This window comes from Alkalitalea saponilacus, from assembly GCF_900168165.1.
In the GTDB taxonomy this organism is placed as follows: domain Bacteria; phylum Bacteroidota; class Bacteroidia; order Bacteroidales; family Marinilabiliaceae; genus Natronoflexus; species Natronoflexus saponilacus.
This window is the reverse complement of the sequence record NZ_FUYV01000011.1, coordinates 125,388-147,130: the sequence shown is the minus strand read 5'-3', so window position 1 is coordinate 147,130 and position 21,743 is coordinate 125,388. Positions and strand designations below refer to the sequence as shown.

18 protein-coding genes and 1 tRNA gene are annotated in these 21,743 nt (G+C 39.4%); 14 read left to right on the top strand and 5 right to left on the bottom strand.

What is annotated here, in order from left to right:
- Window positions 1–109: 109 nt before the first annotated feature.
- Window positions 110–559, bottom strand: a complete 450-nt coding sequence (locus B5X70_RS10375) for a DUF5606 family protein (protein ID WP_079557830.1) — start codon at window positions 557–559, stop codon at window positions 110–112.
- A gap of 253 nt (window positions 560–812) precedes the next feature.
- On the opposite strand from B5X70_RS10375, the gene B5X70_RS10370 reads away from it, so the two are divergent.
- Both B5X70_RS10370 and B5X70_RS10365 read left to right on the top strand, forming a co-directional pair.
- Window positions 813–3,002, top strand: coding sequence for a S9 family peptidase (locus B5X70_RS10370; RefSeq protein ID WP_079557829.1), 2,190 nt, complete (start codon window positions 813–815; stop codon window positions 3,000–3,002).
- Between the two features lie 78 nt (window positions 3,003–3,080).
- Window positions 3,081–3,164: transfer RNA gene (locus B5X70_RS10365), tRNA-Leu, on the top strand.
- 354 nt (window positions 3,165–3,518) lie between these two features.
- Here the strand turns inward: B5X70_RS10365 and feoB are convergent.
- Window positions 3,519–6,020 (bottom strand): ferrous iron transport protein B, encoded by a 2,502-nt coding sequence (gene feoB / locus B5X70_RS10360; protein WP_079557828.1) that lies wholly within the window; start codon window positions 6,018–6,020, stop codon window positions 3,519–3,521.
- Between the two features lie 634 nt (window positions 6,021–6,654).
- Here feoB and B5X70_RS10355 point away from each other — a divergent pair.
- A complete protein-coding gene (locus B5X70_RS10355) occupies window positions 6,655–6,951 on the top strand; it encodes a thiamine-binding protein (protein WP_079557827.1) in 297 nt (98 codons plus the stop codon).
- 64 nt (window positions 6,952–7,015) lie between these two features.
- Here the strand turns inward: B5X70_RS10355 and B5X70_RS10350 are convergent, their stop codons facing one another.
- Window positions 7,016–7,390 carry a DUF3276 family protein gene (locus B5X70_RS10350; RefSeq protein ID WP_079557840.1) on the bottom strand — a complete coding sequence of 125 codons (375 nt, stop codon included), beginning with the start codon at window positions 7,388–7,390 and terminating at the stop codon, window positions 7,016–7,018.
- 511 nt (window positions 7,391–7,901) lie between these two features.
- Here B5X70_RS10350 and nusB point away from each other — a divergent pair.
- The 10 genes from nusB (at window position 7,902) to rplT (ending at window position 17,313) form a co-directional block, all read left to right on the top strand.
- On the top strand, window positions 7,902–8,846 hold the full coding sequence (gene nusB / locus B5X70_RS10345; protein ID WP_079557826.1) for a transcription antitermination factor NusB: 945 nt from the start codon (window positions 7,902–7,904) through the stop codon (window positions 8,844–8,846).
- 14 nt (window positions 8,847–8,860) lie between these two features.
- Window positions 8,861–9,277, top strand: coding sequence for a DUF1573 domain-containing protein (locus B5X70_RS10340; protein ID WP_079557825.1), 417 nt, complete (start codon window positions 8,861–8,863; stop codon window positions 9,275–9,277).
- Between the two features lie 79 nt (window positions 9,278–9,356).
- A complete protein-coding gene (yajC, locus tag B5X70_RS10335; protein WP_079557824.1) occupies window positions 9,357–9,671 on the top strand; it encodes a preprotein translocase subunit YajC in 315 nt (104 codons plus the stop codon).
- A 390-nt stretch (window positions 9,672–10,061) separates the two neighbouring features.
- The gene (locus B5X70_RS10325) at window positions 10,062–12,182 is read left to right on the top strand and encodes an amino acid permease (protein WP_079557822.1); all 2,121 of its coding nucleotides are present in this window, start codon (window positions 10,062–10,064) and stop codon (window positions 12,180–12,182) included.
- 71 nt (window positions 12,183–12,253) lie between these two features.
- Window positions 12,254–13,282 (top strand): CdaR family protein, encoded by a 1,029-nt coding sequence (locus B5X70_RS10320; protein ID WP_079557821.1) that lies wholly within the window; start codon window positions 12,254–12,256, stop codon window positions 13,280–13,282.
- 18 nt (window positions 13,283–13,300) lie between these two features.
- Window positions 13,301–13,906 carry a dephospho-CoA kinase gene (coaE, locus tag B5X70_RS10315; RefSeq protein WP_079557820.1) on the top strand — a complete coding sequence of 202 codons (606 nt, stop codon included), beginning with the start codon at window positions 13,301–13,303 and terminating at the stop codon, window positions 13,904–13,906.
- 62 nt (window positions 13,907–13,968) lie between these two features.
- A complete protein-coding gene (thrS, locus tag B5X70_RS10310) occupies window positions 13,969–15,912 on the top strand; it encodes a threonine--tRNA ligase (protein WP_079557819.1) in 1,944 nt (647 codons plus the stop codon).
- Between the two features lie 165 nt (window positions 15,913–16,077).
- Window positions 16,078–16,638 carry a translation initiation factor IF-3 gene (gene infC / locus B5X70_RS10305; protein WP_317045064.1) on the top strand — a complete coding sequence of 187 codons (561 nt, stop codon included), beginning with the start codon at window positions 16,078–16,080 and terminating at the stop codon, window positions 16,636–16,638.
- A 42-nt stretch (window positions 16,639–16,680) separates the two neighbouring features.
- Window positions 16,681–16,869 (top strand): 50S ribosomal protein L35, encoded by a 189-nt coding sequence (gene rpmI, locus B5X70_RS10300; RefSeq protein WP_449353819.1) that lies wholly within the window; start codon window positions 16,681–16,683, stop codon window positions 16,867–16,869.
- A gap of 96 nt (window positions 16,870–16,965) precedes the next feature.
- On the top strand, window positions 16,966–17,313 hold the full coding sequence (rplT, locus tag B5X70_RS10295; protein WP_079557816.1) for a 50S ribosomal protein L20: 348 nt from the start codon (window positions 16,966–16,968) through the stop codon (window positions 17,311–17,313).
- 71 nt (window positions 17,314–17,384) lie between these two features.
- Here the strand turns inward: rplT and B5X70_RS10290 are convergent, their stop codons facing one another.
- On the bottom strand, window positions 17,385–18,242 hold the full coding sequence (locus tag B5X70_RS10290) for a DUF4249 domain-containing protein (RefSeq protein ID WP_079557815.1): 858 nt from the start codon (window positions 18,240–18,242) through the stop codon (window positions 17,385–17,387).
- Between the two features lie 3 nt (window positions 18,243–18,245).
- A complete protein-coding gene (locus B5X70_RS10285) occupies window positions 18,246–20,594 on the bottom strand; it encodes a TonB-dependent receptor (RefSeq protein ID WP_079557814.1) in 2,349 nt (782 codons plus the stop codon).
- A 421-nt stretch (window positions 20,595–21,015) separates the two neighbouring features.
- Here B5X70_RS10285 and dapB point away from each other — a divergent pair, with 421 nt between their 5' ends.
- Window positions 21,016–21,732, top strand: a complete 717-nt coding sequence (gene dapB / locus B5X70_RS10280; RefSeq protein ID WP_079557813.1) for a 4-hydroxy-tetrahydrodipicolinate reductase — start codon at window positions 21,016–21,018, stop codon at window positions 21,730–21,732.
- Window positions 21,733–21,743 lie beyond the last annotated feature (11 nt).

Here is a 21,743-nt window from a genome sequence, read left to right as displayed (position 1 = left end):
CCCCTTAACCTTCTTAAGAAGCGGCTGCAAAAGTAGAGTGTTAAAAACGATATTCCAAATAAAATAGCAAAAGGTTTTCAACACAATCTACAAACCTCAGGTAATGAGGTTATTTATTTTCAGATTCGTCGATTGAATCTGTTGATTCTTCCTCCTTGTCTTTCTCCTCTTTGTATTTTGAGATGGCTTCCTCGGTTATAATACCTTTCTCCTTTAGGAGATTAAACCACATGTATACTTTCTTGATATCGGATACATATACACGATCCTTATCATAGTCGGGTAAAATCTCTTCAAACTTCTTTTTTAATGATCCTGCGTCTGCTTTAGGATCAACTTCGATGGCTTTCTCAAAAATGGTTACAAAAATATCTGACAATCTGACATCTTCATCTTCTGTGTATATAGAGATGTCTTCGAGCGCACTAATTTTTGAAGTTGCGTACGCAGGCATTCTTTTTCCGTCTGTAAGAGACTCAACAATTACGCTGTTCTTTGCTTGAGAAACCAGCTTAAAAAGCCCGGAATATCCGGAAATAGCAAGAATATCTTTTACCATAGTTATAATTTATTTAGGCTGCAAAAATACAATAATCCTGAATACTGCAAAGAATTACTTAAGATGTTGCAAAAAAAATGCCATTTTTCGATAAGAATTCAATGCAGAAATTTCAATATTAATCAGGAAAAAGTAAATTCGTGAGAATTTACGAATCTGCTTTATTCAATTAAGGCAGGATTATTGTTAAAAAAACTGACATCATAATAATATATAATAATTAGACATAGACGATAAATAAATAGTTAATAATATGAGAATCTTAATTTTAGCATTACTTGCTTCGTTTATTTTAAATATCAACGCACAAAAGAAGGCATTGAGTCTTGACGATTTTGTATCAGCTCAAACATTTGCGGCCGAAAGAGTTCAGGGACTTCGTCCGATGAAAGACGGGAGTTCCTATTCCGTGTTAGAAGCAAACGGAACTCAAATTGTAAGATATTCTTATGCCACGGGAGAAAAAACAGGTGTGATTGCCGATATCCCAAACTTGAAGGATACTCCAATAAAATCGATACTGGACTATGAGTTCAGCGATGACGAAACAAAAATACTTGTCTATACCAACCGGCAAAACATTTACAGACACTCCTTTATTGCAGATTATTACGTCATTGATATTGCCCGAAGAGAGATAGAACCTTTGTCTGAAAATGGGGCACAACAAGCTGCCACTTTCTCTCCCAACGGACATGCGGTGGCATTCGTCAGAAACAACAACATATTCATTAAAAATTTGAGATTTGGCACAGAAGCTGCTATCACCTCAGATGGGGAAAAGAACCACATAATAAATGGAGTTCCGGATTGGGTTTATGAAGAAGAATTTAGCTTTAACAGAGCTTTTGAATGGTCACCCGACGGCCGGGAGCTTGCTTTTATGAGATTCGACGAATCCCATGTAAGAGAATTCAGCTTCCCCTTGTATATGGGGTCATCGCCAAATCAGTCGGAATTTGAATTGTATCCGGGTGAATATCGTTATAAATATCCAAAAGCCGGTGAGAGAAACGCAAAAGTGAGCGTTCATGTTTTTAATCTCAGAAACAGAACCACCAAAGAGATGGAAGTTGGTGGTGATAACATTTATATTCCAAGAATTCGATGGACTACACAACCTGATCAACTTGCCATAGTAACCTTAAACCGACGTCAGAATCAACTTGACTTATACATTGCCAACCCGTCATCGGGTGTTGCAAGAACCATATTTACCGACAGAAATGAAAGATATGTTGACTACTCGGTACTTGACAACATACACTTTTTGGAAGATGGTCGACATTTTGTTTATGTTGGAGAACTTGACGGATTTAATCACATTCATCTTTTTGGGATGGACGGTAGAAAGATTAGACAGATCACAAAGGGAGAATGGGATGTAACCAATTACCTGGGATTTGATAACAGAAACAGACTCTTTTATTTCCAGGCAGCGGCTGTTTCGCCGCTTCGTCGCGAAATATATTCTATTAGAATGGATGGTACCAGGTTGACGCGTTTATCCGAAAACGAAGGAACAAATATGGCATGGTTCAGCAGTGATTTCAGTTTCTTTATCAATGAATTCAGCAATACAACAACGCCTCCGGTTTACCAGATTTTTAACCGCAATAACCGGTTAATTAGAACCATAGAAGACAACAGAGCTCTGAAATCGCGTGTTGCAGAATATGCCAAACCAACCAAAGAGTTCTTTTCGTTTAAAAACTCTCAAAATGTAGAACTTAACGGCTATATTATCAGACCTCTTGATTTTTCAGAGAGAAATCAATACCCTTTATTACTGACACAATACAGTGGTCCTAATTCACAAAGGGTATTAGACAGATGGGAACCAGGATGGGAATACTTTTTAGCAACGCAGGGTTATATAGTGGTTTGTGTAGATGGTCGCGGTACAGGTGCCCGAGGAGAAGATTTCAGAAAACAGCTATACATGCAACTTGGCAGGTTTGAGAGTGAAGACCAGATTGAAACTGCAAAATATATGGCCAAACGACCATATGTCGATGCCGACAGAATAGGGATTTGGGGATGGAGTTACGGAGGTTACATCACAGCGTTAAGCATGAGCAGGAGTGAGATTTTCAGAACCGGAATAGCGGTGGCACCCGTTACAGATTGGAAGTTCTACGACACAGTCTATACCGAAAGATATATGCGTACACCCAGAGAAAATCCATCTGGTTATGCTAATTTCTCGCCATTAAACCTTGCAGATAGTTTGCATGGTCGCCTTTTTCTCATACATGGTTCAGCTGACGATAATGTGCATTATCAAAACATAATGGAATACAGCAACCGGTTGGTTCAGGCCAATAAACAGTTTGACATGTTTATATATCCCAACCGGGCGCACAGTCTGATTGGTGGTAATACACGAAATCATCTTTATCACATGAAATTTGAATTTCTTGAAAGAAATTTGAAAAATTAATATTTGAACATCATTGTTGCAAAACCGATAAGTTCTTATATTTGCATCCTCAAATAAATCAAAATTGATTTATGGTTGGCCCAGATGGCGAAATTGGTAGACGCGCTAGTTTCAGGGACTAGTGTACGCAAGTACGTGCAGGTTCGAGTCCTGTTCTGGGCACAAAAGCCGTTAGTAATTCTACTAACGGCTTTTATTATTCTAGCTAATGAACCATCATTTGCATTGAAGATCATCCGACAAGCAAAGATGTAGATTTAAGTTACTTTGACTCCAACATTTTCAGGAATTCTGCCCTGGTATTGCAACCACCTGAACAACCGCCTGAACAAGCGGTAATTTTATTTTCAGAGAAAAAAGTTTTCCAAATTGCCTTTGCCGCTATGGCAAAGGCAAAGATTACTGTGGTATATGTCAAGATATCCTGTATCATCGTTTAAAAATTAAAAGCAAAAAATCCCAAATCATTAAAATCTAGTTCCATTTGGCACAATATAAATAAAGAGCAGTAAGCCATTACAAAAAGAGCCTGCTACCAATCTGGAAAACAGCAAATGAGCTTAACCATGCCAATCCTGTTGTATAGAATACTGTGAACATAGCCCACTTCCATGATCCTGATTCCTTTTTTATTGCCGCAATTACAGCAATACATGGAAAATATATCAGAATGAACATCAAAAAAGCGAGAGCCACCACCGGATTGTAAACAGGCGTGCCATCTTCATAGGTATCAGCCTTCATGTTTGAAATTAACATGGTGGCATCTTCCTCTGCATCTACTCTGGCCGACTGGTAAAGAACCGACATGGTACTCACGACAATTTCCTTCGCTGCTATGCCACTGATAAGGCTAACCCCCATTTTCCAATCAAAACCAAGAGGCTGAATCACCGGTTCTACAGATTTCCCCAAACGGCCGATGTAACTTTGCTCCTGTTGCTCCCGATGCTTTTTCTCTTTAAGGTCAATAATCGCTTCAGAATCGGCACTCGTCATTTGTTCAAGTGCTTCGGCATCAATTTCCTCTATATCATTTAAAGAGTAATTATGAGCAATTTGTTCAATCTGATTTCGATATACATCGGCACTGCTTCCTTCTCTCGGAAAGTAACCCAGAAACCAGATGATGATGGAGGCAATCAGGATGATCCCTCCCATTTTTTGCAAATACTGGCGTCCCTTAAACCACATGTGTCGAGTGGTATTTTTTAATGTAGGAATTCTATATGGCGGAAGTTCCATTACAAATGGGACATCGGTTTTTGTAAACACAAATCGCTTAAATAGTTTTGCTACAATAACTGCCATAAGAATCCCACTTCCATAGAGTACAAATAAAACTGTTCCCGGATAGTTAGGGAAAAAAGCAGCAATAAATAGGATGTAAACCGGCAAACGCGCGCTACACGACATGAAAGGATTGATCAACATGGTTAACAACCTATTGTTGCGATCTTCTATGGTTCGGGTAGCCATAATGGCAGGTACGTTACAACCAAATCCCATTACCATAGGTATGAAAGACTTTCCGTGCAACCCAATTTTATGCATAACCTTATCCATTATAAATGCTGCACGCGCCATGTATCCCGTATCTTCCATAAAAGAGATAAAAAAGAAGAGAATCAGAATGTTGGGTAAAAAAACAATAACCCCTCCAACACCGGCAATAATTCCATCTATCAGCAAATCCTTAAATGAACCATCAGTCATTACTCCACCAAGCCATCCTGAAAGCCACTCCACACCATCTTCAATCCACTCCATGGGATAATGACCAAGCGTAAATGTGGTGTGGAACATCAGCCACATAAAGAAGAAGAATATGGGAAATCCCCAGAGTTTATGAGTCAGGACAGAATCAATGGCATCGGTTTTTCTGCGACGTTTTACAGGACTTTCCTTATATGTTTCACGCATGGCTCCGGCAATAAATCCGTATCGTGCATCAGTAATGATGGTTTCAATATCCTCCTTCAGAAGATCTTCAATTCTATCAACCTGTTTATGCGTCTCAACAAGGATATCTGAATAACTCCCCCCTTTTACCATCTTTTTGTAGGCCTTATCGCCTTCCAACAATTTAATAGCAAGAAAACGTGGACTGATTCGGGATTTAAGTTCATCATGGAGTTTAATGTGTTCTTCTATTTTCCCGATGCTTCTCTCCAAAGTTTCTCCAAAATTAATTTTAACAGGCCTGGCCTCAGTAACCCGATCTTCATAAACTTCAATAACCCTATCGAAGAGCTTTTTGATCCCTTTCCCCTTTGAACTGACCGTTGGTATAACAGGCATTCCCAGCAGCAATCCCAGCTGATCATAATCCACCGAATCGCCTTTCTTTTGAAGATCATCATACATATTTAATGCAATCACCACCTTAACGTCCATGTGGATCAGCTGCGTGGTTAAATATAAGTTTCGCTCTAGGTTTGAAGCATCAACCACGTTAATAACGATGTCCGGCATATGCTGACTGATATGCTCGCGCACAAAAACTTCCTCAGGACTGTAGGCGGATAGTGAATAAGTTCCGGGTAGATCAGAAAGGTGGAAATTATATCCGTTATGCTTAAACGTACTGGTTTTAACATCAACGGTTACCCCACTGTAGTTTCCAACATGTTCGTAACTACCACTGGCGTGATTAAAAAGGGTGGTTTTACCGCAATTTGGATTACCAACGAGAGCAATGTTTATGTCTTTTCGCTTTTCACGAACTGCAATTTCAAGAATTTCCTCGTTCAGTGTTCCATGATATGATTCCTCACTGGTTTGCAAGGCATCTTCAACTGTCACGACTTCTATAAGTTGCGCTTCACTTCTGCGCAGGGATACTTTATAGTCAAGAATCTGATATTCGATTGGATCTTTTAAAGGCGCATTCTTTATGACGGTAACTTTTTTACCTTTAACAAAACCCATTTCCAGAATTCGTCTTCTGAAAGCTCCATATCCTTTAACCTTTACTATTATAGCTTCCTGGCCATTGGTGAGCTCTGATAATACCATAGTTTTTGCATTTTCTGATTTAACCGACAAAAATAGTTTAACCTTATAGATTAAACAATCCCTATTTTTAGGGGTTTTGTGTAAAGGGTTGGATGGTTTTGAGTTTTGAGTTGAGGGTTTATCGCTGAGGTTAAGAGATAGATTTAGAAAGGAGAAGGGAAACCGGAGACCGGAGACCGGAGATAAAGCGAAACAGAATTCCGAAAGGCGGAAAAAGTCTAATATCAACCAAACAATTTAAAAACAGTTGGAGTGCCGCCGTAAGTGGTAAATATTGATAGAAAATAGTGTAATGCCCAACCCCGAGCGCCGCAGGTGTGTAATGTTTGAACCATTTAAGACATATAAAGAGGTGGAATGAGCGTAGTTAATGGAATTCCGCAAAGCGGAAACTGAACAGGAGAATGGAAACCAAACATTATAGAAGAACAATTGGAGTGCCGCCGTAGGTGGCAAATGTCGATAGAAAAACAGAGTAATACCAAACCCCGCACGCCTTAGGTGTGCAATATTAACGGTAGAACATTAATTATTATTAGTTTAGAATTTAGTGTTGGTCGCTGAGTTAGTTTATTATATCCTAAAAAATAGGTGCAAATTCAAATTAAAACAAAATCAATACAATCAATAAATTATGAATCAATCTGTTAATGTCGCTGTACAGGTAATTCCTGTGGCACCCAATCATGATCTTTACGAAATTGTTGATCAAGCCATTTCAGTGATCATAAATTCAGGCGTAAAATATCAGGTAACGCCGTTTGAAACGGTAATGGAAGGAGATTACAACCAATTAATGGAAATTGTTAAACAGGTACAAGAGGTTTGCTATACAGCAGGAGCCGATAAAATAATATGCTTTATTAAAATAGAAAGCAGCAGGGACAATGCTGTATTGATTGAAGATAAAACCGGTAAATATATTTCTTGATGGAGAAGAATTTCATTTGCTTGTAATAGAAAATTAAAAAGGCTGTCGTCGACAGCCTTTTTTTCTACTTATTCAGATCTTCAAATTCAATGTTGGTAAATCCACTGGAATCAACCGTTTCAAGCTCTCCCTGCTGATCCGGCTCTTTTTCAACCACTTCATCACCCTTAACTTTTTTTATGAAATCGATGGCTTCTTGAAGGCCATCGCTAAACTTCTCAAAATCTTCCTTGTAGAGGAATATTTTGTGTTTCTCAAAGTAAAAACGACCATCATCCTCAAAACGCTTTTTACTTTCGGTCAGAGTAAGATAGTAATCGTTTCTCCGGGTTGCTTTAACATCAAAAAAATAGGTTCTTTTTCCTGCTCTTACAGCTTTCGAAAAGATTTCCTCTTTGTCTCGCTTTTCAAAATCTTCTTGTTTGTCGAATCCTTCCATCTCGAATAAAAGTTTTATTAAATTAAAACACATCTGGTTTCGATAGTCAAAAATGGGAATAATTTTTTTAACATCCCAAGATTTGTTTACAAAATTTTTCAATGTTTAAATTATTTATCCATTTACAATAGAGAAACAAGTATACGAAATACTGCATTAGTAGGTGACCGAGGGAATATGAAGAATTTATTGTTATTGTATATTTATCAATGTTGTCGGGTACAACTTTCGAGATTTCGCCCTTTAATCGAAGCGACAAGGCTTTCTTGGTTTTTTGCGTTGGATTAATTCATTTTTATCGGACTCCAATCAGTAAGCAACATAGTATAAAACAGTCAGACAGGCAGTCCATGTTTAAAATGAAACCTCCCTGATGTGCGAACCAACGACTAATTAACAATGTATTATAACATTTTCAATATATTGCATTAATATATAATTGTAGAAATTAAAAAAATGGCTATTTTTGCCATGTTCACTAAAGATTGTCATAATAAAAGTTCTTTCAATAATGTTAAGTAGAAGACTGCTAAGAGTTAAGGTGTTACAAATGGCATACGCCTATAGCAAACGAGGCGATGCCTCCATTCAGGAGATGGAAAAAGAGTTATTTCACAGCATATCCAAATCCTACGAGTTATATCATCTCATTCTGATGCTCCTAACGGAACTACATCATTATGCAGAGCTGCGAATTGAAAAAGGAAAGAACAAAAAAGTTCCTTCACCCCAGGATTTAAACCCAAACACACGGTTTATTGATAATGCTGTCCTTAAACAACTGATTGAAAATCCGGTACGAGTAAAATTTCAGGAAACTACAGGATTGTCATGGAGCAATCATCCGGAAATCATCAAAGGAATCTTCTCTAAAATCATTGACTCCGATATGTATAATGATTACATGGTGGCCAAAGATTTTAGTTACGACTACCAAAAAAGATTTATTGTAAAGCTCACAGAAAAAGTGATTGCTCAACACGAACCTCTCTACACTGCACTCGAAGAACAGAGTATTTTTTGGAATGATGAATGTGAGTTCATTGTTAGTATGGTGATAAAAACTCTGAAAGAGTTTTCCGAAGAAAAAGGCAATGAGCAAGACTTACAAAAAGAGTTTAAGGATGTAGATGACAAAGAGTTTGTTAAAACTCTTTTCAGAAAAACATTACTCAACCAGAAGGAATTCACAGAATTAATCAAAACCTTTGCCCAAAACTGGGATCTGGAGCGCGTTGCATTCATGGATATTGTGCTTATGCAGATTGCATTGGCTGAAATTCAGGAATTTCCTAACATTCCGATAAAAGTATCGTTAAACGAGTACATTGAAATCGCAAAACATTACTCCACGCCTAAAAGCGGTCTGTTTATAAACGGTATACTAGATAAAATTACCAACCATTTAAAGGAAGAAGGTAAAATCAAAAAGCAAGGTCGCGGTTTGATTGAGTAAAACAGGAAATCAAGATGAAACTTTATTTGCTACCATCTATTATATTGATTCCATATGTTATAGGTTGTCAGCTTTTATCCACTGGTGATGACAACTCGGAGAACAGTGCCCAAATAGTAGAGAAAACAATATTGGTTCCAGATAAAACAGAACACGATTTTGGCGATTTGACCTCAGGCGAGGAGGTGGCCGCTATTTTTGGATTTACCAACAATGGAAATGCCCCTTTAATTATTGAGGATATAAAAGCCGGATGCGGATGTACCAACCTTAAATATCCACGACACCCGATTCCACCCGGAGAGAGAGGTTCCATTGAAGTAACTTTCGACACCCGGGGAAGGCATGGAAATCAGCGACAAGCCGTTCGAGTATACTCAAATGGCAGTGAAGAATCCATCCTTCTGGTTATAAGAGCAAATGTTAGATAATTCTTTGTAAATTCGTTTATTGTCACTAAAATTGCATAAATCAAAATTCAAATAGTAAATTAATTTTAATTCGATAAATATGTATAGTTTATTTTTATCATTACCACCCCAGGCCGATGCGCCAAACCCTTTAATGTCTCTATTGCCGTTTTTACTAATCATCGTGGTTTTCTACTTCTTTATGATTCGTCCGCAGATGAAAAGACAGAAGGAGTTGCGCAAATACCGTGAGGCTCTTAAAAAGGGCGACAAAATAATTACCACCGGTGGTATTTATGGCCGTGTAACTGAGGTAAAAGACAGCCAAATCATCATGGAAATTGCTGATGATGTAAAAATCAGAATTGATAAATCAGCTGTTATCATGGATATGTCTGATGCTGTCAGAAAATAGTAACATGATTTCATTCAAAATTGGTTTTGTTTGATATTGAATATATAATCAGAAAAATCAACATTATAAGTTTTTAAAGCAGGCTGTTTCTTATGAAACAGCCTGCTTTGTTTATAACAAAACCTTCTTACCAAAAATCTATATACAAAACCATTAACAGGCATAAAAATCTGAAATACTGCATCAAACAACAACAGTAATTGAAACAGATCAACCACCTGCCATATTAGAACATGATGGTACAATTAGGCTTTTACATCAAAAATCTTAACTTTATTGCTGAAAAAATTATTTGCTCAGGTAAAAAACAATTGGATTTTTTTTGCCCAACCCATCATTTTGGAAACAACATAGCATAAAAATGTCTGCAAACAGAATATTCTGTAGCTTATGAGTGAAATGAAAAAACTAAATAAAGAGCTGGGGTTATTTGATGTATTCACAATCAGTACAGGGGCGATGTTCAGTTCCGGTTTTTTTCTACTGCCCGGACTTGCCTCTCAATACACAGGGCCATCGGTTTTTGTTGCCTACCTTATAGCAGGAATATTGATTATGCCTGCCATGTTTAGTATGGCTGAAATAGCAACAGCTCTGCCCCGTTCCGGTGGAGCATATTTCTTTCTGGATAGAAGCCTTGGCCCACTTTTTGGAACCATTGGAGGACTTGGGACTTACTTTGCTTTGATGTTTAAAACGGCATTTGCCATCATTGGGATTGGCGCTTATGCCTCATTCTTTTGGGATGTTCCTGTACGTACCATAGCCGTTATGGCCGTACTTTTTTTTACAATCCTTAATCTGATTGGAGCCAAAAAGACCTCAGGGATGCAAAATTTCCTGGTAGTTTTTCTTCTTCTGGTGGTTGGTACATTTATAATAGATGGCATTGTCAGCATCTATTTAACAGACATCATTGAGCCGGCTCCAACTAAGGAACACTTTACACCATTCTTTAGTGAAGGTTTTGAGGGAGTCATTACCACAGTTGGTTTTGTGTTTGTGTCATATCTTGGACTGACTCAAATTGCCAGTGTTGCCGAGGAGATAAAAAACCCTGAGCGTAACATACCACTGGGAATGCTTATTTCGCTAATAGTAACAGGTTTGGTTTACTTTTTAGGTGTATTCGTAATGGTTTCACTGATCAATCCGGAAGATTTTGCACGAGACCTGGCTCCTGCAGCCACTGCCACCAGTCAATTGTTCAGATGGCTACCCAACAACAGCGGCGCTTACATTATGACAGCGGCGGCTATGGCCGCTTTTGCTTCAACAGGAAATGCAGGTTTACTCTCTTCTTCTCGCTATCCTTTTGCCATGAGCAGGGACAAGCTTTTTCCGGGTGGATTTTCAAAGGTGAGTAAACTGGGAACGCCAATTCCGGCCATATTGCTTACCGCATCGCTCATACTTTTCTTTATTCTGGTTTTGTCGGAGGAGGGAATCGCCAAACTGGCCAGTACATTCCAATTGTTTATATTTATGCTGATTAACTTTTCTGTTATTGTATTCAGAAAAAGTAAAATTGAATCATACGATCCCGGCTATCACTCCCCACTCTATCCTGCCATGCAAATTGCAGGAATCATCATCTCCTTTATTTTAATCATTTATATGGGATGGATGGCCATCATTTTCAGCACCCTCATTATACTGGTGGCGGTATTATGGTATAAATACTATGTGAGAATAAGGGTTCAACGCGAAGGTGCCATATTTCACTGGTTTGCTTTATTAGGAAAATACCAGCACCCCGAACTTGAAAACGAGTTTATGACCATTCTGAAGGAGAAAGGACTTCGTCACGGCGATCCTTTTGATGAAACCATCATTCGTTCAAGGATAACCCACATACACAAAACAACCAGTTTTGAAAAACTGGTTGAAGATGTTTCCGACACCTTTGCCACCGAAATGCACATTCGCAAACATGAGCTGATCAGGGAATTTATGGCCACCTCCCCCATCGAACCGGCACTCATAATCCCCGAGGTATCGCTGCTTTATGCTAAGCATGATGGCATCGATCACCCATCATTGAACATCATTATAACTGAACAAGGCATACGTAAACCTGTGAGTAAAGGAGGGGTTTCTTCCGAAGATTACATCAAAGTATTCTTCTTTCTGGTAAACCCTGCAAAAGAGGCACGTCAACAACTCAGAATGTTGTCCCGATTGGTTGACATCATTGAACGAAAAGATTTTGTTAAAGAGATGATGAAACATGACGGACATCGCTCGATAAAAGAGTATTTGCTTCACAATGAAAGGTTCATCACAGTAAAATTGATTAAAGGTACTGAGCAGCAAGAGATGATTGGAAAACAACTAAAAGAGTTAAACCTTCCGTCCAATGTTCTTGTTGCCCTGGTTGAGCGTAATAACGAGACCTTTGCTCCAACCGGGAATACAGTACTTCAAGAAAAAGATGTAATCACGATTATTGGAAAACCAAAATCGATTTCGCAACTTTACGAAAAGTATAAATGGGAAATTCACGGTTAAACACAAAACCTTAAATTTCAGGAGATTTATTCCGAAGAAACAGAATAAGCACAAGTTCATCCCTCGAAACAATGAAGTTACCATATATAGAAAAAATAAAATCCATGATTGGCCACTATATACAAAAATGGCCGACCTCCCTTAAGAAAATACAAAAAAATAAGGATGCCCTGATTTTTCTTATATTTCTCTTTATATCCACCGCATTTTGGTTTTTCAATGCTCTGCGCGACGACTATACCACAGAAATATCCTACCCCGTTCGATTTGTTAACCTTCCAGAGAACAAAGTCATCACCGAAGCCTCCAATGATAAGGTCATTTTCAGAATCAGAGCTAATGGTTATGCCATCTTGCGTCAATTTCTAGGCGGAACGCGCGTACCGATGAATTATGATGTGTCACAGTTGCGAAGAACAAACCGACGTGGAGAAGAGTTCTCTTTTATTTTAGCCCGTGAACAACAAGGTCTGATTCGGGATCAGTTGCTGGTGGGAATAGAACTTTTAAGCATAGAGCCCGATACGATCTTTATTAAACTTGATCAATTGGTGACTAAAGATTTTCCCATTCGCATGAATGGAAAAATTGAACTGGAGAAACAGTTTTTAATAGCCGGGAATATAATATTCAATCCGGATTCGGTAAAAGTATCCGGTCCGAAACAGATTCTCGATACTTTGACTCATGTTCCCACTCAGCCTTTTAATGCAGATCGTTTAAGAGAAACCACCAGTCGGCGAGTGGGGTTAAAACCCATTAACCAACTACAATACAACTTACAGCATACAAATGTAACCATTCCTGTAGAACCTTTCTCCGAGCAAACCATGAGCGTTCCGCTGCATATAACCGGCCTGCCCGATACATTAAGAATTAAAACCTTTCCTCCTGAAATCAGAGTGACGTTTCGAGCAGGCCTCAGCCAATTTGAGAGAATTCACTTTTCGGATTTTATTGCCACAGTTGATGGCAGCGTAGCACTCAGACCTGATCGTCCGCAAAGGTTGCGTGTGCGCCTGGAACAAACCCCGGAGAATGTTTACTCGGTGGACTACTCTCCTCTTTTTGTTGAATACCTGATTGAACGAAGGAGGTAATCTGCTTTTTATTAAAAAATGACAAAAAAACAACCACTTAAAATAGGTGTAACAGGCGGCATTGGCAGCGGCAAAAGCACCATTTGCAGAATATTTGAAATCCTCGGCTGTCCGGTTTACAGTTCAGACCAACAGGCCATGCATCTGATTCACAACCATCCCGATATTATTGAAGGGTACATTAATTTGTTCGGAAAAGATGTATATAAAGATGGTATTCTAAACAGAAAACTAGTGGCTGATAAAATTTTCAACGAAAAACAGCTGTTGATTGAAATTCAGAACCTTGTACACCCCATTGTCAGGAATGATTTTAACCGCTGGTTTGCACAGCAAACCAGCCCGGCAGTCATAAACGAAGCCGCCATTCTTTTCGAATCCGGCAGCTACAAGCAAATGGATAAAATAATTTCTGTCATCGCACCTGAACAATTGCGCATAGAAAGGGTTGTAAAACGTGACAGAGTTACCCCAAAAGAAGTGACCAACCGCATCAAAAACCAATGGGCCGACGATCAGCGAATCCCATTGAGTGATTACATCATTTATGCAGACGATCAACAACTGGTAACTCCGCAGGTTATTGAAATATATGAAAAGATGATCGAAACTTTTACTTCATAGCTAAAATAGCTATCTTTGCGTGATTTTTATAAGAGTTTACGTTTTAAACCATATAGTTTACAATGATAAAGATAACACTCCCCGATCAATCGGTACGTGAATACCCTGAAGGAATAACAGGTTACGAAATAGCAAAAGATATCAGCCCCAGGCTGGCCAAGGAAGTATTGAGCATAACTGTGAACGATCAGTTATGGGACATCACACGTCCCATAACTTCGGATGCAAACATTAATCTACATAAATGGGAAGATGATGAAGGTAAACATGCTTTTTGGCATTCGTCAGCACACCTTTTGGCAGAAGCACTTCAGGAGTTATACCCAGGCACCAAGTTCGGTATTGGTCCAGCCATCGAAAACGGGTTCTACTATGACGTAGAACCAGGAAACGGAGCTGTTATCACTGAAGCAGATTTACCAAAAATAGAGAAGAAAATGCTGGAGCTGGCACGTCAAAAAAATGAATACAACAGGCGAGAGGTTCCAAAAAATGAAGCGTTGAGCTTCTTTAATCACGATCCTTATAAAGTAGAACTGATTGGTGAATTAGAAGACGGAACCATCAGTTTTTACCAACAAGGGGAATTTACAGACCTATGCCGCGGTCCGCACCTTCCCAACACCGAGCCCATCAAAGCCATTAAGGTATTGAGCCTGGCCGGTGCATACTGGCGTGGGGACGAAAAGCGCAAACAACTTACCAGGATATACGGAATCACATTCCCCAAGCAGAAAATGCTTGAAGAGTACCTGATTCAACTTGAAGAAGCACAAAAACGTGATCACCGAAAGATTGGAAAAGAACTTGACCTGTTTACATTCAGTCAGAAAGTTGGACAAGGATTGCCCCTGTGGATGCCCAAAGGAGCAAAATTGCGTGAACGTTTGGAGACATTCCTGAAAAAAGTACAGGTAAAATATGGTTACGAACCGGTTATTACACCGCATATCGGTCAGAAAGAACTGTATATAACATCCGGCCATTATGCCAAATATGGAGCCGATTCATTTCAGCCCATCAACACACCGGCCGAAGGTGAAGAGTTTCTTCTGAAACCAATGAACTGTCCGCACCATTGCGAAATATACAAGGCGCGCCCCCGCTCCTACCGCGATCTGCCCATCCGTTTTGCCGAGTTCGGAACGGTTTATCGTTATGAACAAAGCGGTGAGTTGCATGGATTGACCAGAGTGCGTGGATTTACGCAGGACGATGCGCATATTTTCTGCCGCCCCGATCAGTTAAAAGATGAATTTAAAAAAGTAATCGACATCATATTTTACATCTTTAAAGCACTGGACTTTAAAGATTACATCGCTCAAATTTCGCTTCGCGATCCCGAAAATACCGAAAAGTATATTGGTTCAGATGAGAATTGGGAAAAGGCAGAAAACGCCATCATAGAAGCATGTAGTGAGAGAAGATTAAACACGGTAATTGAAAAAGGCGAGGCGGCATTTTATGGTCCTAAGCTTGATTTTATGGTAAAAGATGCATTGGGAAGAAAATGGCAACTGGGAACCATTCAGGTGGATTACAATTTACCCGAACGGTTTGAGTTGGAGTATATTGGCCAAGACAACTCAGCCCATCGCCCCATTATGATTCATCGTGCACCGTTTGGAAGCATGGAGCGTTTTGTAGCCGTTTTGATTGAGCATACTGCCGGAAAATTTCCACTTTGGCTGACACCGGAACAAGCAGTTGTTTTGCCCATCAGTGAAAAGTTTAACGATTACGCCAAAAAAGTCCAGAAGCAACTTGAAAATTCAGAAGTTCGTGCCATACTGGATGACAGAAATGAAAAAATTGGCCGAAAAATTCGTGATAACGAATTAAAGCGGATACCTTACCTTTTGATTGTTGGAGAAAAAGAGTCCGAAAACGGTGAAGTATCAGTTAGAAAGCAGGGAGAAGGAGATCAGGGAACCATGAAAATAGATCAATTTGCATCATTTATAAATGATCAGGTTGACCAAATGTTGCAGGAAATTGATGAATAATAGGCAGTTTTCAAAAAAAATTGGAATAACTATTTTCATGAATTAAACACGTTTGCGTATATTTGTGACGTCAAAATCAGCGCTTTTAACCGGAAAATCCGATTAAAACACTTAAATACAAAGAGTTAATCAACCAAATTATTAATTAAAGTATAGGAGGACTGCATTATAAGACAGAGAAGTAAGCCGGGACAAAACCCCAAAGATGAATTCAATTACAGGATCAATAACCAGATCCGCGTGCCTCAGGTACGTCTAGTAGGCGATAACATAGAAAATCCGGGGGTTTGCTCTACCTCTGAGGCAATGAAGCTGGCAGACCAAATGGAGCTAGACCTGGTGGAGATCTCCCCCAAAGCCGATCCGCCCGTATGCAGAATTATTGATTATCAGAAATTTCTGTATCAGCAAAGGAAAAAACAGAAAGAGCTTAAGCAAAAAACTGTTCAGGTGGTTGTAAAAGAGATTCGTTTTGGACCCAATACCGACGAACATGATTACAACTTTAAATTGAAACATGCTGAGAAATTCCTTTCAGAAGGCTCTAAAGTAAAGGCCTTTGTTTTCTTTAAAGGACGAAGCATTCTCTTTAAGGAAAAAGGAGAAATCCTGTTATTGAAATTTGCCCAGGATTTGGAAGAACTTGGAAAAGTAGAACAGTTACCCAGATTAGAAGGTAAACGCATGACCATGTTCATTACACCCAAAGCGGCAAAATCAAAATAGTTGCTTATTATCAACTAAATAAATATATATAAAATGCCAAAAATGAAAACGAATTCCAGTGCGAAGAAGCGTTTCACCATCACTGGAAGCGGAAAAATTAAGCGCAAGCATGCTTTTAAAAGTCACATTTTGACAAAAAAAGCAACCAAAAGAAAAAGAAATCTGACTTACGCTACACTTGTTGACAAAACAGACCTCAACAATGTGAAGATTATGTTGGCAATGAAATAATTGTCAAATCATCAGATTAAAGAATTATTAACCTGAATGAATTAGCTGAAAAGATTCCCGCCAAAGGAACGCTAACCATTCGAAAAACAGTAAAAAATGCCAAGATCAGTAAATGCTGTTGCTTCAAGAGCAAGAAGAAAAAAGATTTTAAAACTTACCAAAGGATACTTCGGTAGAAGGAAGAATGTGTGGACTGTTGCCAAAAACACATGGGAAAAAGGTCAGCAGTATGCATACAGAGACAGAAAGAAGAAAAAAGGACACTTTAGAAGTTTATGGATACAGCGTATTAACGCTGCAGCCCGTTTGGAAGGAATTTCTTACAGCAAGTTAATCGGATTGATGAACAAGAATGAAATCCGTATTAATCGTAAGGTTCTTGCCGATTTGGCCATGAATCATCCCGATGCTTTTAAAGCTGTAGTAAAAAGAGCAATGGCTTAACACCATTGACAAAAGAATAAAAAAACGCTCTTGAATAAATTCAAGAGCGTTTTTTATTGTGAGGAATAATGCTATTGCCGCAAAAAGGTATTGGTAGTATATAGTCTCACAACCGAACTGGCTGAAAAAATTCCCAACGCACCATTACTAATGTTTCCGGGAACATTGGCCGGCGGCCCCGAAAAAATGGGACTTCGGTATTCTGTTTCAATGTATGCACCCCTGATGAATTCAAAAAAGGGTTCATCAACCATCCAGACTTCAACCATCAGCTCATCTCCCGGTACCAAGTTATATTCATCCTCAGAATTGAACCAAAACAACCAGACACCATCGGCATAATTCCCGTCAAAAAATGTGTCATCAGAAAATGCAGAATATTTATATTCGGAAGAGTGCCACCAATCATTTATTTTAAGCCTGAACCAATAAAAATTCTTCACATCCGGTGGATCTTGACCATAAAGGAATACTCTCCATATGTCCCATAAGCTAAAATAATCAACCCTAATAGAATCCATTGGAACAATTGGTGGCAAAAAACTTGAAGCTGAATAAACCACCTCCCCTCCTCTGCCATCAACTTCCGCATTGGTTATGGTGAGGGTGTATAAATGATTTTGTCGGCCATAATAATTTTCGGGTGTGAAATAGTCGCCGGGAGAATCAGCCGACTCTTCGAGATAAATGGTTTCGTATCCATCTGAAATAGATACAGAAGCACCACTCACACCGGGCATTGGCTTATTTTCAAAGTAACTGCCGGATGTTGTCAGTCTCACCCGATGCGCCATGGTATCAGTCGTTATAATTCCATCCACCACCAACCGGGGAGCATCGCTCTTTAAATTGAGATGAATCTCTTCTTCGCATGAAGAAAACAGAAGGACGATGAATAAAAGCGGAGTTGATATATTCAGAAATCTCATAACTTAGAATTTAAAATTATAGGTAACTGCAGGAATGACCGAAAACAGATAGGTTTTCATAGCCCTGGTTCTGTAGACCTCATTATCAGCTTTCTCAAAATTGATGACCCATGCATTTTTGCGCGCATAGGCATTATACACAGAGAAGACCCACTCCCCTTGCCATCTTCGATCGGGTCTTTGCCTGTTTTTCAGAGTAAATGATAAATCCATCCTGTGATAATCAGGTAATCTTTCGGCGTTACGTCTTGAATAAATGGGAATGATGCTGCCACCAGACTCAAACCTCCCTACCGGAAAAGTTGCCGGAGATCCTGACAGATAGACCCAATTGGCAGCCAATGAAGTCCGTTGCCCCGGATTATACATGATGACCAAAGAAGCATCATGAGGTCGATCGTAAGGTGAACGATACCAGAGGTCTTCATTAATTCCGTCTATTTGCCTGCGGGTATGGCTGTAAGTATAACCAACCCATCCGTTCCAACGACCATAATCGAACTGTGCTAGTAATTCAAAGCCATATGCATAGGCTCTTCCAAACCGGAGTTCACCTTCCAGTAATTCATTGAGCAGAAGCTCAGCATAATCTTTAAAATCTATGGCGTTCTTCATATTTTTATAGAACAACTCCGCACCCACATCCAACGATCCTCCCCAAAGATGACGAAACAATCCGGCAGAAAACTGGTCAGACATTTGTGGTTTGATGTTTGGAGATGCCGGAAACCAAATATCCAATGGCATTGTTCCGGTGGAGTTGGACGCCATTTGCAGATACTGATATGTTCTTGAATAACTTCCTTTGACAGATGTGTTGTGATTAAGCATCCAGGTAAAGCCGGCACGAGGTTCAAAACCGTGATAAGTATTAAACACATCTCCCCTGCTGTAATGAGTGGTGTCAACCACATCATAATTCTCATCAAAACCAAATGAAGTTCCTTTACCCACATTCTGAAACAGGGAGAATCGCAATCCGTATCGGAGGGTAAATCTGTCGCCAATGCGTTGGGTATTTTCAGCATAAACGGCATGTTCCATGGAACGGTTTCTTGCCAACCTCAATTCGTTGAACATGGTTGTGGAACCTGTTCCACGCACATGCCCCGGCATGATGTTATGAAACAACGACTGAACCCCAAAAGTGATGGAGTGATTATACACCGGGTAATAGTTAAAGTCGGCCTTCAGATTAAAATTCTCCATATCGGCAGTCCATAAAAACCCATCGGTATCGTCCTCACTGGCTCCCAGGAGGTAATCGTAGTTGCTGAAATTGAATGATAAATTTGAGAACAGACGCGGCGAATACACATGATTCCATCTCACAGAAAGAGTTTTATTGCCAAATTCAATGCGGTTTACCGTATTATCCATCACATCACGACCAAAATACCCGCTCACAAAAAGTCTGTCCGTATCGCTGAAAGTGTGGTTTAGTTTTGCATTAAAATCATAAAAGAACAGTTGATTATCCCTCACCGCCTCATCGCTTGAAAAAGGGAGAAACAGATCGGCATAGGTTCTTCTCCCTGCTGCCAAAAATGTGGTCTTCTCAGAAAAAACCGGCCCTTCGAGCATCAACCTGGATGAAATGGTACCAACACCTCCTGTCCCGGAAAAGCGACGACTATTACCATCTTTCATTCTGACATCGAGCAATGAAGATAAACGACCACCATAACGCGCCGGAATATCTCCCTTGAAAAGATTGACTTCTTTAATAGCATCGTTGTTAAACACAGAAAAGAATCCCATGAGGTGACCTGCGTTATAAACAATGGCCTCATCCAGCAATACCAGGTTCTGGTCGGGATTTCCACCACGCACACTAAAGCCACTGGAACCTTCGCTGGCAGCCTGAACGCCCGGCATCAGTTGAATAACTTTAATGGGGTCAACCTCTCCCATGAAGGCAGGAATCTCTTTTATGGTGGCAGAGTTTAACTTTTGAACACCCATAACCGGATCATCCAAACGGGTTCTCGTGCTGTTCCCTATAACTTCAACTTCAGTCAACTCTGCTGTTACAGGAAGTAGTTCAACATTAAGAACCAAATCTGAATTGACTCTGACGACCTTCTCAATTGTCTGATATCCCAGATAAGTAAACAGTAACGTATTCTCACCGGAAGGAACCATTATGCTGTAAAAACCATACTGATTTGAAGCTACTCCACGGTGTGTTCCTTTAATTTGCATGGTCGCGCCTATAAGCGTTTCACCGGTGCTTCCATCTCTTATGTGCCCGCTGATGACAGGTTGGCGCTCCAAACCGGTATCATCCAACCCGGCAAAAAGTTGACCAGTGAATGTAATGATGAATAATAATAAATAATAAAATTTCATGAATTGTTATTTTGGGTCGGGTATATTTCCTGACCAATTGATAAGAAATAAAGAACTAAGGTTTAACAGCAAGCAATAGGTTATTGGATAAAAACGGTAAAGAATTAGTTTAATCAGATTAAATCTGAAGGTTTTTGTTCGATACAGATAACCCATCTCATAAATCTTAATTCAAGAAATGTTTCATCCGGAATTACTGTCAGCAAATTTATTTCAATATGAAGACAATTCATAAGGAATTTCGATGAATGCACATTTTTTACGGAGGAGTTGCAGTACTGGAATAGAAATTACAACCCCGCCTTTACAAAATCATTGTTCCTCATTGAATTCTCAGGATATTCTATAATATGAAAGGCCGGCTACAAGTATTATTTATCTTCTTTTTATATCTTTGTTGAAATCATCAAATAAATAATTTATGCGAATAGCACTTATTGGATACGGAAAAATGGGTAAAACCATTGAAAAAATTGCAGAATCACGAGGACACGAAGTTGTGGCACGAATTGATCCGTTTAGCGGAGAAGATTTCTCGGCACCGGGATTACCCACAGCCGATGTGGCCATTGAATTTACCATGCCCGACGCAGCATACAACAACTATATGGAATGCTTTAAACACAATGTTCCTGTTGTTTCGGGAACAACAGGATGGCTGGACAAATTGCCAGCCATAAAAGAGAAATGTAAAAATGAAGGACAGACTTTCTTCTATGCATCCAACTTTAGTGTGGGGGTAAACATCTTTTTTGAACTCAACAGGCATCTGGCCAAACTAATGAACACTCAGGACAGTTACAATGTGGAGATGACAGAAGTACACCATACTCAAAAGCTGGACGCGCCAAGTGGCACAGCCATTTCATTGGCCGAAGACATCATTGAGAACATCGACCGAAAAAAGAAATGGGAGCTTGATCAACAAACATCAAATGATGCCATCAAAATAAAAGCCGAACGTGAAGGTGATGTTCCCGGAATACACACCATTAAATATGAATCAGAAGTGGATGAAATCATCATACATCACAGCGCAAAAACCCGACAGGGTTTTGCTCTTGGTGCTGTTCTTGCTGCTGAATTTGCAGCTAAGAACAAAGGATTTCTGACCATGAAGGACATGCTAAAATTCTAACTCTTAAAAAA